Source organism: Flavobacterium sp. NPDC079362, assembly GCF_050267765.1.
Classification (GTDB): Bacteria; Bacteroidota; Bacteroidia; order Flavobacteriales; family Flavobacteriaceae; genus Flavobacterium; species Flavobacterium azizsancarii.
Window position 1 is genome coordinate 103,952 of the sequence record NZ_JBNNFM010000002.1, and the last position, 19,230, is coordinate 123,181.

16 protein-coding genes and 2 tRNA genes are annotated in these 19,230 nt (G+C 32.1%); 7 read left to right on the plus strand and 11 right to left on the minus strand.

All coding sequences use genetic code 11. The annotated features are described in order from the left end of the window. Positions 1-3: 3 nt before the first annotated feature. The 3 genes from ACQKCJ_RS02650 to aroB form a co-directional block, all read right to left on the minus strand. Positions 4-972, minus strand: coding sequence for a deoxyhypusine synthase family protein (locus ACQKCJ_RS02650; protein ID WP_065450200.1), 969 nt, complete (start codon positions 970-972; stop codon positions 4-6). Between the two features lie 106 nt (positions 973-1,078). Continuing rightward, entirely contained in the window at positions 1,079-2,482 is a 1,404-nt protein-coding gene (locus ACQKCJ_RS02655; protein ID WP_089481697.1) for an arginine decarboxylase, read from the minus strand. A gap of 298 nt (positions 2,483-2,780) precedes the next feature. After that, a complete protein-coding gene (gene aroB, locus ACQKCJ_RS02660) occupies positions 2,781-3,848 on the minus strand; it encodes a 3-dehydroquinate synthase (protein WP_271334826.1) in 1,068 nt (355 codons plus the stop codon). 272 nt (positions 3,849-4,120) lie between these two features. On the opposite strand from aroB, the gene ACQKCJ_RS02665 reads away from it, so the two are divergent. Then, entirely contained in the window at positions 4,121-5,290 is a 1,170-nt protein-coding gene (locus ACQKCJ_RS02665) for a proline dehydrogenase family protein (RefSeq protein WP_271334827.1), read from the plus strand. Between the two features lie 107 nt (positions 5,291-5,397). Here ACQKCJ_RS02665 and ACQKCJ_RS02670 read toward each other — a convergent pair whose 3' ends face one another. Further along, positions 5,398-6,714 carry a hypothetical protein gene (locus tag ACQKCJ_RS02670; RefSeq protein WP_427401292.1) on the minus strand — a complete coding sequence of 439 codons (1,317 nt, stop codon included), beginning with the start codon at positions 6,712-6,714 and terminating at the stop codon, positions 5,398-5,400. 38 nt (positions 6,715-6,752) lie between these two features. Beyond that, a complete protein-coding gene (locus ACQKCJ_RS02675) occupies positions 6,753-8,540 on the minus strand; it encodes an ABC transporter ATP-binding protein (protein ID WP_271334829.1) in 1,788 nt (595 codons plus the stop codon). A 264-nt stretch (positions 8,541-8,804) separates the two neighbouring features. Between ACQKCJ_RS02675 and ACQKCJ_RS02680 the strand changes: the two genes are divergently transcribed. Next, positions 8,805-8,879 (plus strand) — tRNA-Val (locus tag ACQKCJ_RS02680). A 121-nt stretch (positions 8,880-9,000) separates the two neighbouring features. Here the strand turns inward: ACQKCJ_RS02680 and ACQKCJ_RS02685 are convergent. Beyond that, the gene (locus ACQKCJ_RS02685; protein WP_427401426.1) at positions 9,001-9,975 is read right to left on the minus strand and encodes an ISAon1 family transposase; all 975 of its coding nucleotides are present in this window, start codon (positions 9,973-9,975) and stop codon (positions 9,001-9,003) included. Then, positions 9,968-10,315: an ISAon1 family transposase N-terminal region protein gene (locus tag ACQKCJ_RS02690; protein WP_427401293.1), complete on the minus strand. Its 348-nt coding sequence runs from the start codon at positions 10,313-10,315 to the stop codon at positions 9,968-9,970. The genes ACQKCJ_RS02685 and ACQKCJ_RS02690 overlap by 8 nt, the downstream gene beginning before the upstream one ends. A gap of 323 nt (positions 10,316-10,638) precedes the next feature. On the opposite strand from ACQKCJ_RS02690, the gene ACQKCJ_RS02695 reads away from it, so the two are divergent. From ACQKCJ_RS02695 to ACQKCJ_RS02705, 3 genes are all read left to right on the plus strand, one after another. Then, on the plus strand, positions 10,639-10,953 hold the full coding sequence (locus ACQKCJ_RS02695) for a two-component regulator propeller domain-containing protein (RefSeq protein ID WP_427401294.1): 315 nt from the start codon (positions 10,639-10,641) through the stop codon (positions 10,951-10,953). A gap of 42 nt (positions 10,954-10,995) precedes the next feature. After that, positions 10,996-11,718 carry a two-component regulator propeller domain-containing protein gene (locus ACQKCJ_RS02700; protein WP_271334831.1) on the plus strand — a complete coding sequence of 241 codons (723 nt, stop codon included), beginning with the start codon at positions 10,996-10,998 and terminating at the stop codon, positions 11,716-11,718. Between the two features lie 324 nt (positions 11,719-12,042). After that, positions 12,043-12,120, plus strand: a tRNA-Val gene (locus tag ACQKCJ_RS02705). Between the two features lie 207 nt (positions 12,121-12,327). On the opposite strand, the gene ACQKCJ_RS02710 is transcribed toward ACQKCJ_RS02705, so the two are convergent. Together ACQKCJ_RS02710 and ACQKCJ_RS02715 are read right to left on the minus strand one after the other, a co-directional pair. After that, on the minus strand, positions 12,328-13,263 hold the full coding sequence (locus tag ACQKCJ_RS02710) for a DUF2268 domain-containing putative Zn-dependent protease (RefSeq protein ID WP_271334832.1): 936 nt from the start codon (positions 13,261-13,263) through the stop codon (positions 12,328-12,330). Between the two features lie 472 nt (positions 13,264-13,735). After that, positions 13,736-14,350, minus strand: coding sequence for a tetratricopeptide repeat protein (locus ACQKCJ_RS02715; RefSeq protein WP_271334833.1), 615 nt, complete (start codon positions 14,348-14,350; stop codon positions 13,736-13,738). Between the two features lie 305 nt (positions 14,351-14,655). Here ACQKCJ_RS02715 and ACQKCJ_RS02720 point away from each other — a divergent pair, with 305 nt between their 5' ends. After that, positions 14,656-15,861 carry a PQQ-binding-like beta-propeller repeat protein gene (locus ACQKCJ_RS02720; RefSeq protein ID WP_427401295.1) on the plus strand — a complete coding sequence of 402 codons (1,206 nt, stop codon included), beginning with the start codon at positions 14,656-14,658 and terminating at the stop codon, positions 15,859-15,861. Positions 15,862-15,988: 127 nt separating this feature from the next. On the opposite strand, the gene ACQKCJ_RS02725 is transcribed toward ACQKCJ_RS02720, so the two are convergent. Both ACQKCJ_RS02725 and ACQKCJ_RS02730 read right to left on the minus strand, forming a co-directional pair. After that, on the minus strand, positions 15,989-16,420 hold the full coding sequence (locus tag ACQKCJ_RS02725) for a hypothetical protein (protein ID WP_427401296.1): 432 nt from the start codon (positions 16,418-16,420) through the stop codon (positions 15,989-15,991). A gap of 215 nt (positions 16,421-16,635) precedes the next feature. Continuing rightward, positions 16,636-17,199, minus strand: a complete 564-nt coding sequence (locus tag ACQKCJ_RS02730; protein ID WP_271334836.1) for an adenylate kinase family protein — start codon at positions 17,197-17,199, stop codon at positions 16,636-16,638. 375 nt (positions 17,200-17,574) lie between these two features. Here ACQKCJ_RS02730 and lepB point away from each other — a divergent pair, with 375 nt between their 5' ends. Beyond that, positions 17,575-19,182 (plus strand): signal peptidase I, encoded by a 1,608-nt coding sequence (lepB, locus tag ACQKCJ_RS02735; RefSeq protein ID WP_271334837.1) that lies wholly within the window; start codon positions 17,575-17,577, stop codon positions 19,180-19,182. The last annotated feature ends 48 nt before the right edge of the window (positions 19,183-19,230 follow it).

Genomic DNA, 19,230 nt, shown 5'->3' on the forward strand with positions numbered 1-19,230 from the left:
ATCCTATAAATCTAATAAGTAAGCAAAAATTAACGGGGCAACAATGGTTGCATCCGACTCAATAATGAATTTTGGGGTTTTAATATCTAATTTACCCCAAGTGATTTTCTCGTTTGGAACGGCTCCTGAATAAGATCCGTAACTAGTTGTCGAATCTGAAATCTGACAGAAATAACTCCAGAACGGAATATCATGCATTTCCATATCCTGATACAACATTGGCACCACACAAATAGGAAAATCTCCTGCAATACCACCACCAATTTGAAAAAATCCAATTCCGTTAGTACTGTTTTTTGGATACCAGTCTGAAAGGAAAACCATGTATTCGATTCCTGACTTCATTGTAGAAGCTTTCAAATCTCCTTTTATCACGTATGACGCAAAGATATTCCCCATCGTACTATCTTCCCAACCTGGTACAATAATAGGTAAGTTTTTCTCTGCAGCTGCATACATCCAGCTATCTTTTAAATCTATTTCGTAATATTCTTCTAATACACCGGATAACAACATTTTATACATAAATTCATGAGGAAAATAACGTTCTCCTTTGTCATCTGCATCTTTCCAGATTTTGTAAATGTGTTTTTGTAAACGACGAAATGCTTCATGCTCAGGAATACAAGTGTCAGTAACACGATTTAGTCCTCTTTCAAGCAAAGCCCATTCGTCTTCCGGAGTTAAATCACGATAGTTTGGTACCCTTTCGTAGTGAGAGTGTGCCACTAAATTCATGATGTCTTCTTCTAGATTGGCTCCTGTACATGAAATAATCTGAACTTTGTCCTGTCTGATTATTTCAGCAAAAATTTTACCAATTTCTGCTGTACTCATAGCGCCAGCCATACTTACCATCATCTTAGCACCATTTGCCAATTGTTGTTCGTATGCTTTTGCAGCATCAACCAAAGAAGCGGAATTAAAGTGTAAGTAATGTTTTTCAATAAACTGACTGATTGGTCCTTTCATTTTTTTTTTGTTTTTTTTTGTTTTTGAATTAAAAGTTTAACCTTTTTGGATGATACTGCAAATTAATAATTTTATAGATATCAACTTTTAATTTGCAGGTTTTTTTTTATACTTTTTTAGTATATCCTAAAATTTTCAATACATCATCAGAAGTTTGCTGTTCTGAGAAAACTTCAGTGGCTAAAATGCCGTTTTCGTCACGATCTATTAAAATATGTTTAGGCTGTGGAATCAAACAGTGGTGTAAACCTCCGTAACCTCCAATGGTTTCCTGATACGCACCAGTATTAAAGAAACCAATATATAATGGTTTTTCTTTGCTGTATTTAGGCAAATAAATGGCATTCATATTTTGCTCTGAATTGTAATAATCGTCACTATCGCAAGTCAAACCTCCTAATAAAACCCGTTCGTAAGTATCGTTCCAGCGGTTAACCGCCAGCATGATAAATCGTTTGTTTATCGCCCAAGTATCCGGCAAAGTGGTAATGAATGACGAATCAATCATATTCCATTTTTCTCTATCATTTTGTTGTTTTTGATACAAAATCTGATAGATTGCGCCACCGCTTTCACCTACAGTAAATGATCCAAATTCAGTAAAGATGTTTGGAACATCAACTTCGGCTTCATCGCAAGCTATTTTAATCTGATTGATAATTTCATCAATCATATATTGATAATCGTACTCAAATGCAAGAGAGTTTTTAATAGGGAAACCACCTCCAATGTTAAGACCATCAAGAGTAGGGCATTCCTTTTTAAGCGCAATATATACTTTAATACATTTTACTAACTCATTCCAGTAGTAAGAAGTATCGTTTATTCCGGTATTAATGAAAAAGTGAAGCATTTTAAGCTCTAATCGGTCATTTTCCTGGATTTGTTTTTTATAAAAAGAAACTATGTTCTTGTATCCAATACCTAATCTAGAGGTATAAAACTCAAATTTAGGCTCTTCTTCAGCTGCGATACGGATTCCAATTTTGAATTTTCCTTTAATTTCAGCCTGAAGTAAATCTAATTCTTCATAATTATCAATAATTGGAATAGTATTTTTATGTCCGCTATTGATTAATCGTGCAATATTGGTAATGTATTCGTCTCTTTTAAAACCATTACAAATAACATAAGTACTTTTGTTGATTTTGCCATTTTCAAGCAAGTTTTCTACAATATTAACATCAAATGCTGATGATGTTTCTATGTGAATGTTATTCTTGAAAGCTTCATTCATAATATATTCAAAATGAGAGCTTTTTGTACAATAACAATAGTAATATTTTGCATCGTATTTATTCTTTTCCATTGATTTTCTGAACCAGGCTTTTGCCTTATTGATGTTCTCGGAAATCTGTGGTAAATAAGTAAATTTTAATGGCGTACCGTATTGCTCCACTAACTTCATCAAATCGATATTGTGAAATTGCAGATTGTCTTTGTTTAATTTAAATTCCGTTTGTGGAAAATAGTACGTTTGATTTATTAGATCAGAATATTTTGTATTCATTGTATTTTTTGATATTTAGAAATGTATTTTTTAATTTAGAAAACTGTGCTAAATCTAAAATTCAAACCCTAATATTCGCAAATACAATTTGCAGTTTTTCATGTTCTGCTTTCGAGTATAAAAAAACATCGCAATAGAACGGACTTTTACTATTATAAAAACGGTTCAACATCCTTAGCAAGGAACTATTGAGACGGTTTCTATAAGAACTGAATTGTCTTTGTTTATTGTTTGTTTTCATCGTGGCAAATGTAAAAAATAATCTATACCTAATGCAAAGCTTTTTATTAAAAAAAGTTTAAGATTTATAATCCTGAAACGCGTCTAGAATCAATTTATTTTCAACGGATTGATTAATTTTTATTTTTCCGATTCCTTCAATTAATGCAAATTGAATTAAACCGTACTCATTTTTTTTGTCGTGAATCAGTAATTCCAGGATCGGATCGATATCATTTTCCTCTATAATAACATCATCATAAATGCTTTTAATGGCCGTTTTTATTTCAGCGTATTCTTCTGCTGTGATCAAGTTTTTATGCAATGAGATGTAACTTTCCAAAATCATTCCAATAGCAATGGCTTCACCGTGTAACAATGTTTTTTTAGTTTCGCTTTCCAGAAAATAACTTTCGATTGCATGACCTAATGTGTGTCCGAAATTTAATGCTTTACGAATATTTTTTTCAGTTGGATCTTGTATAACGATATCATTCTTAATTTCAACAGAACGATAAATTAATTCATCAAAATCAGCAAAGTCAATTGCTTTTAAATCTAAAAACTTTTTCCAGTAACCAGCATCATATATAAGTCCGTGTTTTAACATTTCTGCAAGACCGGATCGCATTTCGCTTTGTGGTAAGGTTTCAAGATACTGAGTGTCAATTAATACCATTTGAGGTACGTTAATTACACCTATTTGGTTTTTAAGATTCCCTAAATCAACTCCCGTTTTTCCTCCAACAGAAGCATCTACCATTGACAATAGGGTTGTTGGAATGTTTATAAAATCAACTCCACGTTTGAAAGTTGAAGCAACAAAACCACCTAAATCTGTTACAACACCTCCGCCAAGGTTTATCACAAGAGATTTTCTATCTGCACCTAGTTCTGTTAATACTTTCCAGATTTCGATACAAGTTTCAATATTTTTATTGATTTCTCCTGATTCAAATTCAATAATTTCGATTGTTAAATCAGTTTCAAGTAAGGGCAAAAACTTTGGCAAACAATACTCATTTGTATCATTATCAACTATAATAAACAAATTAGAGTATTTATTTTCTTTTAAGTGATTATTTAGTGCTTCGTATGCATTTTGATTAAAATGAACGAGATAATTATTGGCTTGAATAGATTGCATATTTCTGTAGTTAATTGAAAACGCAAAATAAGGCATTTTTAACTAAATAATATTCAAAGTTTTGTTCTAATTTGTTTTAAAACGAACGATTTTATTTGAGTTTTAGACGGTTTATTTTATTTTTCAGTAAACTAAAATCCTATTGCGGCAAGAAACCTATGCTTAATTATGTAATATTTTTAATAATGTTATTAACGATATTGAAAAATATGCGATGTTTTGGTAAATAATATTTAAAACTCTGTCTATATTTGCACAAAAAACTGACCTTAATGGAAAAAATATTCGATAACACTCAAGTTGCATTTTCGTTAAAAAGCGATACGGAACTTGACAGAGCTTATTTTCTTTTTAAAATGATCGACAGCCAGCCCTTAGTAAGAATAGGAACTGCTGTTACCAATTTTGCCATAAAAGCAAATCTTCCGGTAGAAGGATTAATTCGTGCAACTGTTTTCGACCATTTTTGTGGTGGTATAAACGAAAATGACTGCCTTAGTGTAGTAGACAAAATGTTTACCAAAGGGGTTTCGTCTGTATTGGATTATTCTGTAGAAGGAAAAGAAGAGGAAGAACAGTTTGATGCGGCATTAGAAATGACTTTAAGAACAGTTGATTTTGCCAAAGAACGCCTTGCAATTCCTTTTGCTGTATTTAAACCAACTGGTTTAGGGCGTTTTGAACTGTACGAGAAACTGGGCGAAAAACAAACTTTGAATCCGGCTGAACAGGAAGAGTGGAATAGGGTAGTTGCTCGTTTTGACAAAATATGCAGTGAAGCACATAAAAAAGATGTTGCTTTATTAATTGATGGTGAAGAAAGCTGGATGCAGGATGCTGCCGATGATCTCGTTACTGAAATGATGCGCAAATACAATAAAGAAAAAACGATTGTTTTTAATACTTTGCAGATGTATCGTTGGGACCGTTTGGATTATTTGAAAAACCTGCACGAAACCGCTAAGAAAGAAGGCTTTTTTATTGGAATGAAACTGGTTCGCGGTGCCTATATGGAAAAAGAAAACAAAAGAGCGGAAGAGAAAAATTATGTTTCGCCAATTTGTGTTTCTAAAGAAGCAACAGATATTAATTATGATGCTGCTGTACATTATATGTTAGAGCATTTAGAGATAATGTCAATTTTTGCAGGAACTCACAACGAGTCGAGTTCTTATAAATTGATGGAAATGATGTCAGAAAGCGGAATTGCTAAAAACGATAATAAAATCTGGTTCGGACAATTGTACGGAATGAGTGATAATATCAGTTATAATTTGGCTGAAAACGGTTATAATGTTGCAAAATACCTGCCGTTTGGTCCTGTCAAAGATGTTATGCCTTACCTGATTCGTCGTGCAGAAGAAAATACTTCTGTAGCAGGACAAACAAGTCGCGAATTATCAATGATAAAAGCAGAACGTAAACGTAGAAAGGGGAAATAGTTTTTAGTCTCAGTTTGCAGTTTATAGTTTATAGTTTATAGTTTATAGTTTACATAAAAAAAGCTCCAACTTTCGTTGGAGCTTTTTTTGCGCTTGTATTTTTTTATTTAGAAAGAAACCTGACATTGTAAAACGACCATGCCTAAACGGTCTGCCTGAGTGTATTTAGGATTTAATAAGGCCTTATCATAAACGGCTCTGTTTTGATAATTCAAACTGAATTTTGGCCCAAAAGTTCCTGTCGTATAATAATTAGCACCAATTTCATACATGCTCATTGGCGTATTCAAAGCGTCTAAATCAGCTATTTGTGCGGCTAAATAAGGTTGAAAACGACCTTTTTTTGCGTCATTATCTGAATTTTTAAATAAATAACCAACTTGTGCATAATAGATATTTCCTGTTCCTACACCTATAAAACCGCTTCCTGAACCATTTATTAATGAAGGATCAGCAATCGCAGGATTAGGGATTGAGATAGATTGTATATAATTCTTTCCGTAATTATTGTTATTAAAGGCTGCGTAAGCTGTAATTGCGGAACCATTATTTCCAATTGGACTATCATAAAAAACATCTAATCCTAATACTTTCATATCATCGTGATGAACCAAACCTGAACCATCAGTATCTAAACGCCACATTGCATTGGCTTGCGTCATATAGCCTAATCCAACATTAAAAACCTTTTTAGTTCCTAGATAAGTTCCTCTGTTATAAGCTTCAAGATTTTGTTCTTTTTCTAAAAAATGATAGGTTAAAATCCCTGCATATTGTGCTCTTGGTGTTTCCGGACTAACAGTAGAATTAAAACCGATATTGTTCGTAGTATTTCTGTAAGGGTTAGTAACCGCAATTCTATAGCTAAAATCTCCAAGATACCCCTTTGCATAAATACTCAAGTTACGATTGCCAAAAGTAGAGGATATATTTGCAATTTGTTGGTACATTGGTGTATCTAAAGTCAGTTGGGCTGACGAACTATTTGAGGAATAACGTGTTGTACCGGATCCCCAACTTGTCAAACCACCACCAATATGAAGTTTATCGCTAAAATGATATTCCCCCAAAGCATCCATAACAGAAAGTGGTGCATTTGAAGGTCCGTTATTCTGTGTAAAATTAATATTGTTCTGACCTAACTGAAGATGAAAAAATATATTGTCTGTCAGCATTCCCATTGCCTGCAAACGCAGACGCCTGATAACAACATCAAAAGTTTCGTCGACTTCATTTATTCCTATTTTACTGTTAGGATTCAATTCAGAATATCTTCCCCAAACCTGAAGGTTCATTCCAAATTTGATGTATTTTGATCCGTCAGGAGTGATATTTACAACGTTAAAAGGTTTTTCCTGAGCCAGGACATTAATTGTGTTTATAATAATAAATAGTAGGATTAAAACGATTCTAAGGTGTGGCATTTTTTTAATTTAAAATAGTTAATAGTGTTTTCGTCTCTTTAATAGTTACTAAACTGAAGATTGCTTAAATTTTTATAAGTACCATTTTCAAGATTGATCAATTCCTGGTGTGTACCTTCTTCTGTTATTTTTCCATTGTCTAAAACTAAAATTTTATCCGCATTTCTAATAGTCGAAAGTCGGTGAGCAATAATAATACTTGTTCTTCCTTCCATCAACAGTTCTAACGCTTCTTGTACTAATTTTTCACTTTCACTATCTAAAGATGATGTCGCTTCATCTAATATTAAAATACTTGGATTTTTCAGCAATGCTCTTGCAATCGCAATACGCTGACGTTGGCCGCCTGATAGTTTTACACCGCGTTCTCCAACAACTGTTTCAAATTTTTCAGGGAAACCTTCTACAAAATTCAAAGCATTGGCTTGTTTAGCAGCCAACATAATTTCTTCGTCTGTAGCATCAGGTTTTCCATAAGCAATATTTTCTTTGATAGTTCCTCCAAATAAAATTACGTCCTGAGGAACAATACTCATATTACCACGAAGATTCTCTAAATCATAATCGTAGATGTTTTTTCCGTCAACTGTAATCTCTCCGGACTCAATATCGTAAAAACGCAGAAGTAAGGAAGAAATGGTTGATTTTCCTGCTCCACTAGGACCAACAATGGCGATTTTTTGCCCGAATTCAGCCGTAAAGTTTACATCTTTTAAAACCTGAACTTCTTTTCTTGAAGGGTAACTAAAAGCTACGTTTTTGAAAGAAACATTTCCTTTGATTTTTTCTAAAGAAGCTCCGTTTTGTGTAGCGCTTATTTTCTCTGGAGTTTCTTCTAATAATTCAAAAACCCTCTCTGTAGCACCAATTGCTTTTTGAATTTGCGCATATAGTTCGGCAATTCCTCCAAATGAAGCACCTACAAATGTAGAATACAATACAAATGAGATCAATTGACCCACGCTCATTTCTCCGGCGATGCTCAAACGTACGCCGTACCAAACTACCGCAACGATGGCACCAAATAAACAGAATATGATAAATGATGCAAAATAACCACGGTATTTTCCGCCCTTTATAGCCAATTTTACAACTTCGCTAATTTTTCCTTTATAACGGGCAACTTCATACCATTCGTTTGCAAATGCTTTTACAATGCTGATTCCTTGCATTGTTTCTTCGACAATAACCTGGCTTTCGGCAACCTGATCTTGTACTTGTTTAGAATATTTTCTAATAAAACGACCAAAGATTACAGCAGCGACAGCTACTAACGGAACTACGGCTAACATTAATAAAGTCAATTTAAAACTTTCTGTAGCCAATAAAATAACCCCACCAATAATTAGTATAAACTGACGCAAAAATTCTGCGATTGTCGACGTTAATGTATCTTGTATCTGAGTAATATCAGCACTGATTCGACTGTTTAATTCTCCAACTCTTTTTTGAGAGAAGAAGGTCATTGGCAGTTTTACTAAATTCGTATATAAAGACAAACGCAGGTTTGCCAATGTGTTTTCGGTAAAATTGACAAACAATGACAATCTGAAAAACGAACAGAAGGACTGAAGAAATAAAATAACAATTAATCCCAATGCGATTTGATTGGCCTGATCGTTATTTTTGTTTTTTACGCAGTCAATCAACATTCCCATTAATTTAGGAAAGGCGAGGGCAGTGGCTCCTGTAAGCAAAAGAAAAACCAATCCAACATAAAATTTCCATTGGTGGTTTCCGGCGTATTTGAATATTATTGTTGCTTTGTTGAGTGAAGTAGCGGTAATTTTTGATTTTGGTAAATCATTTTCTTTAAATCTTGCCATTTGAGTATACAATTAAGGTATGCAAATATAGGACTATAGCAAGTGAACACAAAGTAATATTATAAATTAGGGCAAGGGATTTGTGTTTTTAACTAAATATAAAGATTTATCAATTTTTATTTATTTTTTAAAAACTTGAAAAATAGATTAGTAAATAAAAAAGCTAAAATTTATTTCATTTTTTTTCTAAAAAAGCTTGAAAATACAAAATCTAGCTGTATGTTTGCACTCGCAATCACATAACGATAGCAACCTGGTAAAACAGGGCGATTAGCTCAGCTGGTTCAGAGCACCTCGTTTACACCGAGGGGGTCGGGGGTTCGAACCCCTCATCGCCCACAAAATTATAAAAACTCCAAAGTCACTTGATTTTGGAGTTTTTTTTGTTTTATACTTTTATGAGTTTTATTGTTTATATGGATTGATCCGTAAAAATTGGATCAAACGCAAAAGTTGGGGATTACGCAAAAAGATTGGATAATCTGAATAAGAAAAAATCTACTTTTCGTACTCCTCTAAATTGACTTCTAAATGCTTTTACTTTGGCATTAAAAGATTCTGCTGAAGCATTTGTACTTCTATTGTCAAAATAGTTTAAGATTGACTGGTAATTAACCGTTATGGTATTTAAAAGAATATTAAAATTTTTAAACCCTGACTCCTCTACATTCCTGTACCAATGTGCCAGTTTGGTCATCGCAATGTGTTTATTGTTGTAAATACCTCGTAGTTGTTGGGTTAAACTGTATGCTTTTTTAATATCTGGATATAAGCCAAATAACAATTGGGCTCGTTCGTTTTGTCTTTCGGTCCATTTATCGCGGGATTTATAAAGAACATATCTACTTCTGGCGAGCAACTGTTTTACAGAGTCTCCATTAGATAAAAGATCTGGCAGATAAGTTTTGTTTTCTCTTTTCGCTTGTAATATCAATCGATTCTCAGTATCCATAGCTTCCCAACGATATTTTATTCTAATCTCCTGTAATGCTTCTAGAGCTAATTTTTGAACATGAAATCTATCGGTAACCTGTACCGCTTTTGGAAAACATTTTTTGGAAATCAATTTCATGGAATTAGCCATGTCAAGTGTTATTTCTTGAACCCAACTTCTTTTTTTGTAATTAATTTTACAAATATGTTCAATGACCTGATCTGCCTTTGTCCCTTCAATAATAGCAACTAGGCATCCTTTTTTACCTCTAGCTTCCTTATTGGTTACAATAGTAAAAAGCTCACCCTGAGACAAGGCTACTTCATCAATTGACAAGTGAGTACCTATATTTTCAGGATAAATAATCCACTCATGTGCATGTTCACGTGGAGCCCACGTACTAAAGGAGCTTAAAAATTTTTTGTATTGTCTTTGTAATTTTTTCCCATTGACTCCAAAGAAACCTCCAATGGTACGACAGTCAATAGCAGTTTTATCTATTAATTTCTTTTAAAAAAGCCGCAAACTCTTGAGTCATGCGGGTTCCTTTAGCTACTAAATTCCAATCTCTTTTAACGATCTCACCTGTATTTTTATTAGTCCAGCGACGTCTTTTGATATGTAAATACACGAACTTACCCCTCAGAGGAAAGTCCTGTATGGTAATCTCATCTTGAAAACCCTTTGAGACTAATTGAAGATCACTAAACTCTTCTGGAGGTTTAGCATGCTCTTCAAAATAGAGGTGTAATATTTCTTCGCTATTAGTAGATGAAACTACTTCAAAATGTTCTACTAAAAAATCAGGAAGCATAAACTTCAAAAGTTCTATAGGGGTCATATAAAATTCTTAGATTACAAAGTTCTTATTTTATTTTGACATTTCCTCCCCAAGCTTTGCGCTTCATCCTAAAAATTAAGCATAAGTAGATCAACACGAAAACCTGTGGAGCATTAAAAATTAAGCGTAAATATTAGTTAGTCCAAAAAGGTATTCTATATTACTGAAACATCTGAATTTTGATGTAAATGCTTTTTTTTAGCATTAAATGATTCTGCAGAGGCATTTTTGAAACTTTATAGTAAATTGCCTTATGAACATAATAGTAAGATATCGTTCTGAAACGGTATGTACAAATTGTGAGCCACGAATAAAACATTAAGATGAAACTAAAATTAGATAGTCAATATATATTTAACCTTTGCTGCATATTTCTGATTTTTGCAACAATCTCTTGTACTAATCAAACTAAAAAAAGTAATCAACCTGTTGAGAATAAGAACAACACCATAAGATTGAAATACACTACAGGAATTCGTTCAATTTTAGAAGATAGCAAAGGAAATATTTGGTTTGGCAGTTACAACGAAGGAGTGTGTTTACTTCAAAATGGAAACCTCCAATATTTCACGACAGAAAATGGATTAAGTCATAATCAGGTCAGAAATATTTATGAAGACAGGAATGGCATTGTCTAGTTTGAATGTGGCAAAGGATTAAGTACTTATGATGGGGGCCAAATGACTATTTTTAAAGAAAAAGATTATAATTCAAAAAACAAGTGGAAATTAAATGACAGTGACCTTTGGTTTAAAGGTAATGAAATAGAGTCTTACAACAAACAGGAAGGAAATCCAGGTGTTTATCAGTATGACGGAAAAAAGCTTTCGTATCGCGCATTGCCAGTTAAAACAAAGTCAGGGCAGGAGAATCATTATTCAATTTCAACAACTTTTGTCAAAAGTAAAAATGGAATGCTTTGGTTTGGGACTTTCGGTGCTGTGATTGGCTATAATGGTTCTAATTTTAAAATAATAAACGATGCTTCTTTGGGATTAAATGACGAAACAGGACATTTACATATTCGTAGTATCATGGAGGATAGCAAAGGGAATCTTTGGATTGGGAATAATGGAATTGGCGTCTTGAAATATGAAGGAATAAAAGCAATCAATTTTACAGAGCAACAAAAACTAAAAAAGGAAGACAGTAAGGGAAATTCTCTTGAAAGAGTCTTTTCTATTGGAGAGGATAAATTGGGAAACATCTGGTTTGGGACTTTAGAATCTGGTGTGTGGAGATATGATGGCAAATCCGTAAAAAATTACACTAAAAAGGATGGGGTCAAGAGTAAACATATTTGGACTATATATAAAACCAAACAAGGAGAATTGTGGTTTGGAGGAGCAAGTCCAAGTGGTGTATATCGATTTAATGGTATTTCTTTTGAAAGAAAATATTAGAACAAGCACAAAGGCAAATTTACCAAAAATTTGATTATATTTTTTGAAAAAAAATCAAAAATTGGAGTTAAGTGTTTGATTACTATCCCTAACGTTCCACCAAGAAACTCCTTAAGAAATTAAGGCGTTTTTCATGCTTTAGTTTGTTGTTTTAGATTTTACATTTCTTACGAAAATTACAAAAGCATTTTGAATTCGCATATAAGACTGATAAATAATACTATATAAAAATGTTTTATTTTTTTTCAAAAAAGGCTTGCAAATACAAAATCTAGCTGTATATTTGCACTCGCAATCACATAACGATAGCAGCCTAGTAAAATAGGGCGATTAGCTCAGCTGGTTCAGAGCACCTCGTTTACACCGAGGGGGTCGGGGGTTCGAACCCCTCATCGCCCACCAAGAAACTCCTTAAGAAATTAAGGAGTTTTTTTATGTCCTATTGTTGCGGGCAATGATTGCAAATCCCATTGGATTGGTCGTTAAAAGTATTTGATATGATAATTTCATATGTTTGTGTTTCTTTTGATTTTCATTTGAATATTAATTAAGGTAAAATTGTTCTAACTCAAGTTTTGCTTTGTTTAACGTCGCGAAATAAGCTAACCTTTAGTTTTTCAAGAAAAAATCATCATAACTTTTTTTTTTTGATTTTTGGTACTTTTCAATATACGCATCTAAAAAACCGCTTTGTTTTAAAAACAGCAATGGATCTTTTATATTTAATATTTCTTCAATTGCTTTTTGCTTATCTTTCTGTTTGTTAAAATAAGATTCGGTTATTTTATAGCCCATCCAATATCCTAGATCATTTGGCCGATCATCTTTCTTAGAGGTTCCATATAGCCAATCTTGGTAATCAACATTTTTTAATCTCATTACAAATTCCTGAGCTAATTTATCCAGGTTTTGCTGTCCGTATTTATATGAAAACTGATTTATAGATTCTCCAGAAATAAGTTCGCCAATAAAGTCTGCACCTCCTTCAAGCAAACACCACTTCAAGAGCATATCCTGACCTTTTATATTTTGTTGATAATGGATGAGTTCGTGCGCAATTAAACCTGAAACTCCATCGAGATTTTTAAGCATTTCGATTCCAATAATAATTCCATCGGGAGAAGTAGTGCCTCCCGAGTTAAATCTGCCATAAACAAAGTAAACAGGAGGAAATTTTGCATCCGGATACCAATATTTTAATGCGCTATAAATAGCCCTTATTCTTTTTTCTTTGGAAGATATACCGTCAAGAACATTTCTTGAAAGCTCATAGTCTGATTTTCTTTTCTTCACAACAGCAAAAAGAGAGTCTGCATTGATTATTCTGTTTTCAGTAAATCCCTTAACACCCGGAGAGCCTTTTTGCATATATTCAATAAATGGATTTTGTCCTGATTTCTGCATTTTGTCAAATGCTTCCCAAAAAATTTTCGAATCTTTTGTTTCAAAAACTGCATCTAAGGGATTGTCTGAGAAATTACTTTGTGCGAAGAGAAAATTAGAAAAAACAATAAAAAGTGTTGTAATAACAAAGTTTGACTTCATAATTAAAATTTTTAAATGCATTTTTATAGAATGTAGCATAAATCAGTAATAATTAACGTAAAAGTGGTAGATGCATCACTTTCTTTACTGATTTTTAAATAGTATTTGAGTTTTTTCGAAGCGAATATAAGAAATATTTTTACTACAAAACAGTAACCTTTTTTAAGGTAAGTAGAAATCATTTGGGATCATTCTTTTTATTAAAATTCTTAATAAATTTCATATCTAATTAGTAAAAAGGTTGAAATTGCATTTGAAGTAAAACCAACAACAAAACCTATTTCAAATCTTGAATTTGCAGAGGATGAATCCTTGTTCTATTATTCTGACGCTGCTTTAATTTAAATTTAAGACAAAGGATGAAATGAAGTTTATTTGCGAACCTCTATTAAGGATGATGTTTATAATACATTTGTGAAACTAATTTAAAAAACGCCTTAAGAAACTAAGGAGTTTTATAGTATAACTTAAGCTATTTACAATATTTTTCTAATGTATCGCGACATCTTTGTCCGTCTATTAAATTATGCTCGTCAGCTTTTTTCAAGTCAAAACAAGCCCCGGTTTTATCTCCTAGTTTCAATTTAGCAAGTGCTCTGTTGTAATAAGCTTCTGCCGCCATATACTGGTGTATTTCTATTGCTTTTGTACAATCATCGATTGCACCTTGATAATTTTTTAAATAATATTTAGCCAAAGCTCTATCGGTATAGGCAGGCCAGGAAGTAGGATGCAGTTTTATATCTTTTGTAAAATCCTGTATAGCACCTTGATAATTCGCTAAATCAATTTTTACTAATCCTCTGCCATAATAAGAAGAAGAGTTTTCAGGATTAAGTTCGATCGCTTTAGAATAATCTTCTATAGCTTCACTATAATCTGCTACATAGGCTTTTTCACTTCCTCTTCTTCGATAAGCTTCCGCAAAAGTTTTGTCTAACGCTATTGCTTTTGAAAAGTCTGATATTGCTCCCTGATGATCTCCCAATTTACTTTTTTCTATTCCTCTATTATAATAATCACTTTCGTTCATACATGAAACATTGACAATTAAAATGAATAAAATGAGAGCCGACTTAAATTTCATTTGATAGTTATATTTGTTTTAAATAAACAAGCAAATTCTAATTGCTTAAGTTTTATTTTTTTTCTGTTATTTGATTGAACACTTTGTGATTTTTCAAAATTACAGCAATATTCTAAAGCTTTTATACGCTTACAAAATAAGAAAAAGAGCATTTTAAAGGAAACGAAAATACGATAAAAAATGGTAATTCGATTAAACTTTCCAATGTCTTAACATGTGTTTTATGTAGCGTATTTTCTTTTAAAATTTAGTTTTAATTTTTTACTATATTTGATTTAGATATTTTATCAAACCCAAATCTTAAAATGAAAAATAAACTAATAACTTTTTTATTCCTGTTTACTGTCATAAATATGTTTGCGCAAATGCCAACCATCTCAAAATCTAGTAAAACTAATTATTCAAATAATCAGATTTTAACGCTTGATGATATGGTTTTTAATACATCTGTAAATCCGCTTAAAAAAGTTCCATTAGATAAAAATTCGATCCTGGTTTATGATTACGACGGTTCTCTTTTTTCATTTAATATGGATTCTGAATCACTTAACTGGACTGTAAAAGCATCAGACTCTAATACTGAGATGTGCGCCAATCAAATAACATTGCAAGACGGAGTTTTGTACGTTCCTTTTATTAATGGTGAAATCTTCGCAATTGATAACCAGACCGGTAAACTTTTCTGGAAATCAAGGTTAGGCAATATTACAGATCAAATTATATTAAAAAATCAAGTTCCTTTTATAAATGATGGAAAACTATATATAACTACACAAAGTCCAAATAATAACATTTACGCTCTTGACATAAAAAACGGAAGTTTAATATGGAACTACAAGCTGGATTCTTCACAAAATGACATTCCGGTTCTCTTTTTTGATAACAAAGTTTTTGCCCAGACTGCGAAGAATCTCTATAGTTTTGAAGCAAATACAGGAAAACTCCTTAATCAAAAAACGTTTGAGGAAAATATGTCCGGAAAACCTGTAACAGATGGCGAAAATATATTTGTAGCAAATGATAAGAATACACTTTTTGCTTTAAGCCCTAATAAACTTGATGTTTTATGGCAATTTAAGTTAGATGAAAATCAATACAGCATCAAGGAACGTATCTTCTGTAAAGACAAAAAAATATATTTTGCAGCACAAGGAGCAGAGACCTCTTCGATATATGCTTTGGATTCAAAAACAGGAACTCAGATCTGGAAAACCGACTTTAAAGGTGATAATATCGTCTATATCATTGAAGAAAGCGACAACATTTGGGGATATACGCATAAAGCGAAACTTTTTCAAATAGATTTAGCAAATGGTGAAATTGCATTTGAAGTAAAACTAACAACGAAACCTATTTCAAATCTTGAATTTGCAGAGGATGAATCCTTGTTTTATTATTCTGACGCTGCTTTAATTCAATTTGAATTTAAGACAAAGGATGAAAATGAAGTTTATTTGCGAACCTCTATTAAGGATGATGTTTATAATGCATTTGTGAAACTAATTCGATAAGAAAAAAAAGCTGTCTAAACCTGACAGCTTTTTTTTTATAATTGTTTTTTACAAACTATTATAATGTATGTAAACATTGATTTATTATTATTATATAATATGGCAAAAATCGAACTGTAACAGATCGTTAATTGATCCTCTTTAAACTCCAATGTTTAACAATATAGTAATTCCAGATTCCTTCTTGTACTATTACTTCTAATGCAAAATCTTTCGGATTACGATTATAATTTTCGCGGTTCATTTCAGAAGTAATCGAAAAAACTTCGATTTTATCTTTAAAAGTAAAACTTATATCTGGATTTTTTTTAGTGTAAAATCCTTTAACATTGCAAATTACTATTTCAGTCGGATTTTTTTCTGCTTCCTTTTTATTTATATAATTCCAGACTATACCTGCGATTTGACCAAAACTTAAATACGAAACTAAAATCCCTTGTAACAAATAAAATCCAATCACATATATTTTAAGGTATACTTCTTTAAAGCTTTGGTATTTTCTAATTAAAAATTTTCTTCTATAAATTCCAAAAAATAGTATTCCGATAATTGTTGGCAACCAAAAAACATAAATTTGATACCTGGGATCGTGCCCAATAGTTTTATTTTCAATAAAAGTTAAATTTACTATACAAAAAATCATAGCAAATATTAAAAGGCGATAATGTAATCGTTCTGTTTTTTTCTCCTTGTTCTTTAAAGATGTTTTTTCTCTGCTTTTTTGTTTTCGTTTGTCTCTCAAAAAAAAAATGTATTTATTGTAAATAATAGCTATTACAAACTCGCTTTGATTCTTTCCGTAATTTCTTCAATCGTTCCAAGGCCATCAAAAGTAAGTACTTTCATTTTTGATTTCATATATTCAATTGCGGGTCTTGTGGATTCTTCAAAAATCTCAATTCTCTTTATATGAATTTGAGGGTCTTTGTCATCTTTGCGATCAGACGTTTCGGCTCTTTTTTTAGCTCTGACCAATAATTCAGATTTTGGAACATCGATATTTAGAACTTTTCCAATTTTCATATTTTTTGAATTCACCAGCCCAATTAAATCGTCTACCTGAGGTTTGGTTCTGGGATAACCGTCTAAAATTATTCCAGGTTTTGTTTTGTTTTCCTCCAATATCTTATCAAAAAGATCTTTTATTATAGCGTCAGGAACTAAATCTCCTTTTTCTTCGTATTCAGATATTATCTTTCCTATTTCGGTCTTATTATGTTTTTCTTCCCTGCATCTGTCTCCTGTAGAAATATGTTCAAAATCAAGAAGTTCTTTTAATACATTGCACTGCGTTCCTTTTCCTGAATAAGGCGGTCCGGTTATTATTAATATTTCCATTTATGTTGATTGTTTTATTTCCATCTATCTTGCAAATAATAATTACAAAACTTTCTCAAATGCCCAAGTTCATTAGTGTTGCATCTGGAAAAGTCTTATTTGCTTTCTATTTCCTGAATGGTTTTTATTCAAAGCGAATATAAGAAATATATACACTATAATTAGTTGATTTTTATTGAGAATAGCATCAAATAGACCAGAAGTTATCTTGTTTAAATCTTTTACAGATCGTATAAAAGACACGTCTTTTTAACAAAAATCAAAAGATCAGAAGTCTTAACTGATTTTTAACTTAGACGATGTGTAACAATTTAGTTAAAAGACTACTTATAGAATGGTTACAGATAAAAGCAACTTATAAAAATCAAAAAAATTATGAATGTATCAGAATGGCTCGTTTTTATTTTAATCCTGCAGCTTGTTCATGGATTATCTACATGGAAACTTTATTTAAAAGCGGGGAGAAGGCCTGTTGAATCCTTTATACCCATTTATAATTTAATCATTTTAATGAAAATCATAAATCGTCCGCGTTGGTGGGTTGTGTTGCTTTTTATTCCCATTATTAATCTTTTGGTAATTCCTGTCGTATGGATCGAAACCATTAGAAGTTTTGGTAAAAATTCAAGATTAGATACTGCGTTAGTCTTGCTGACATTAGGATTTTATATTACTTTTTTAAACTATACCAGTGACAAACTGACCTATATTGAGAATAGAGATTTAAAACCAGGTACTAAAACCGAAGATACTATAAGTTCTCTTTTATTTGCTATAATCGTGGCTACATTGGTGCATACTTATGTTGTACAGCCCTTTACGATTCCGTCTTCCTCAATGGAAAAAACATTGCTAATTGGTGATTTTTTGTTTGTAAGCAAAATTAATTTTGGAGCAAGAACTCCAATGACTTCAGTTGCATTGCCTATGGTACACGACTCAATCCCTCTAACGGGTGTAAAATCATATCTATTTAGTGATGATGCGACAAAAAAAGAAACGTCTTTATTAAACAAATTTCAATTGCCTTATTTTAGATTTCCTGCAATAGAAAAGATTAAACGTAATGAAATTGTAGTTTTTAATCAGCCTGCGGATACTTTGCGTGATATGGATAACTTTCATCCGGATAGAAATTATTACAAGCCAATTGATAAAAAAACAAATTTAGTAAAACGATGTGTCGGAATACCCGGCGATTCTTTAGAAATCCGTGAAGGAAACGTTTATATCAATGGCAAAATACCACAATTACCGGAAAGTGCAGAGACCCAATATAATTTTATTATAGATACTCAAGGAGCAACTATTAGTCAGGATGCTCTTGTGCACAGATATGGAGCCAGAGAAGGTATGAAGTACGAAAACGGAAATTTTGCACTTACAAATGAGGGACAGTATTATTTGACATTAACAGATAAGGAGGCCGCTGCATTAGCAAACAATCCAGTAGTAAAAGGTGTAAAAAAATATTTGGAACCAAAAGGAAAAGACGGAGGTGTATTTCCTAATATTCCTTCTTTAGGCTGGAATATAGATAATTTTGGACCTATTTATATTCCTAAAAAAGGAGCAACTATAAAATTAGATGTAAAAACACTTCCTTTTTATAAGCGAATTATCCAAGAATATGAACACAATGATTTAAAAGTTCATGGAAATGACATTGCAATAAACGGAAAAACCAGTACCACTTATACTTTTAAACAAGATTACTACTGGATGATGGGTGATAATCGCCAAAACTCATTAGACGCAAGATTTTGGGGGTATGTTCCTTTTGATCATGTTATAGGAAAACCAGTTTTTATCTGGTTTAGCTGGGACAAGGACGGAAGCGGTATAAACAAAGTAAGATGGAATCGAGTTTTTTCTGTAGTAAACGGAAAAGGAGAATCTAAATCTTATTTAATACATTTTCTAGTATTAATAGCACTTTACACAGTGGCCAATAAAATAATAAAGAAAAAGAAAAAAGAGTAATTTTTTAGAGAATGTTTGTCTAAAGCCTTTAAGAATGGTTTGTACGCA

What these genes read in the sequence shown, in the direction of transcription:
- ACQKCJ_RS02690 (WP_427401293.1), bottom strand. Translation starts at nt 10,315, where the DNA reads ATGACCCCTATAGAACTTTTGAAGTTTATGCTTCCTGATTTTTTAGTA.
- ACQKCJ_RS02710 (WP_271334832.1), bottom strand. Translation starts at nt 13,263, where the DNA reads ATGAAGTCAAACTTTGTTATTACAACACTTTTTATTGTTTTTTCTAAT.
- aroB (WP_271334826.1), bottom strand. Translation starts at nt 3,848, where the DNA reads ATGCAATCTATTCAAGCCAATAATTATCTCGTTCATTTTAATCAAAAT.
- lepB (WP_271334837.1), top strand. Translation starts at nt 17,575, where the DNA reads ATGAATGTATCAGAATGGCTCGTTTTTATTTTAATCCTGCAGCTTGTT.
- ACQKCJ_RS02700 (WP_271334831.1), top strand. Translation starts at nt 10,996, where the DNA reads ATGACTATTTTTAAAGAAAAAGATTATAATTCAAAAAACAAGTGGAAA.
- ACQKCJ_RS02720 (WP_427401295.1), top strand. Translation starts at nt 14,656, where the DNA reads ATGAAAAATAAACTAATAACTTTTTTATTCCTGTTTACTGTCATAAAT.
- ACQKCJ_RS02655 (WP_089481697.1), bottom strand. Translation starts at nt 2,482, where the DNA reads ATGAATACAAAATATTCTGATCTAATAAATCAAACGTACTATTTTCCA.
- ACQKCJ_RS02650 (WP_065450200.1), bottom strand. Translation starts at nt 972, where the DNA reads ATGAAAGGACCAATCAGTCAGTTTATTGAAAAACATTACTTACACTTT.
- ACQKCJ_RS02730 (WP_271334836.1), bottom strand. Translation starts at nt 17,199, where the DNA reads ATGGAAATATTAATAATAACCGGACCGCCTTATTCAGGAAAAGGAACG.
- ACQKCJ_RS02675 (WP_271334829.1), bottom strand. Translation starts at nt 8,540, where the DNA reads ATGGCAAGATTTAAAGAAAATGATTTACCAAAATCAAAAATTACCGCT.
- ACQKCJ_RS02670 (WP_427401292.1), bottom strand. Translation starts at nt 6,714, where the DNA reads ATGCCACACCTTAGAATCGTTTTAATCCTACTATTTATTATTATAAAC.
- ACQKCJ_RS02665 (WP_271334827.1), top strand. Translation starts at nt 4,121, where the DNA reads ATGGAAAAAATATTCGATAACACTCAAGTTGCATTTTCGTTAAAAAGC.
- ACQKCJ_RS02715 (WP_271334833.1), bottom strand. Translation starts at nt 14,350, where the DNA reads ATGAAATTTAAGTCGGCTCTCATTTTATTCATTTTAATTGTCAATGTT.
- ACQKCJ_RS02695 (WP_427401294.1), top strand. Translation starts at nt 10,639, where the DNA reads ATGAAACTAAAATTAGATAGTCAATATATATTTAACCTTTGCTGCATA.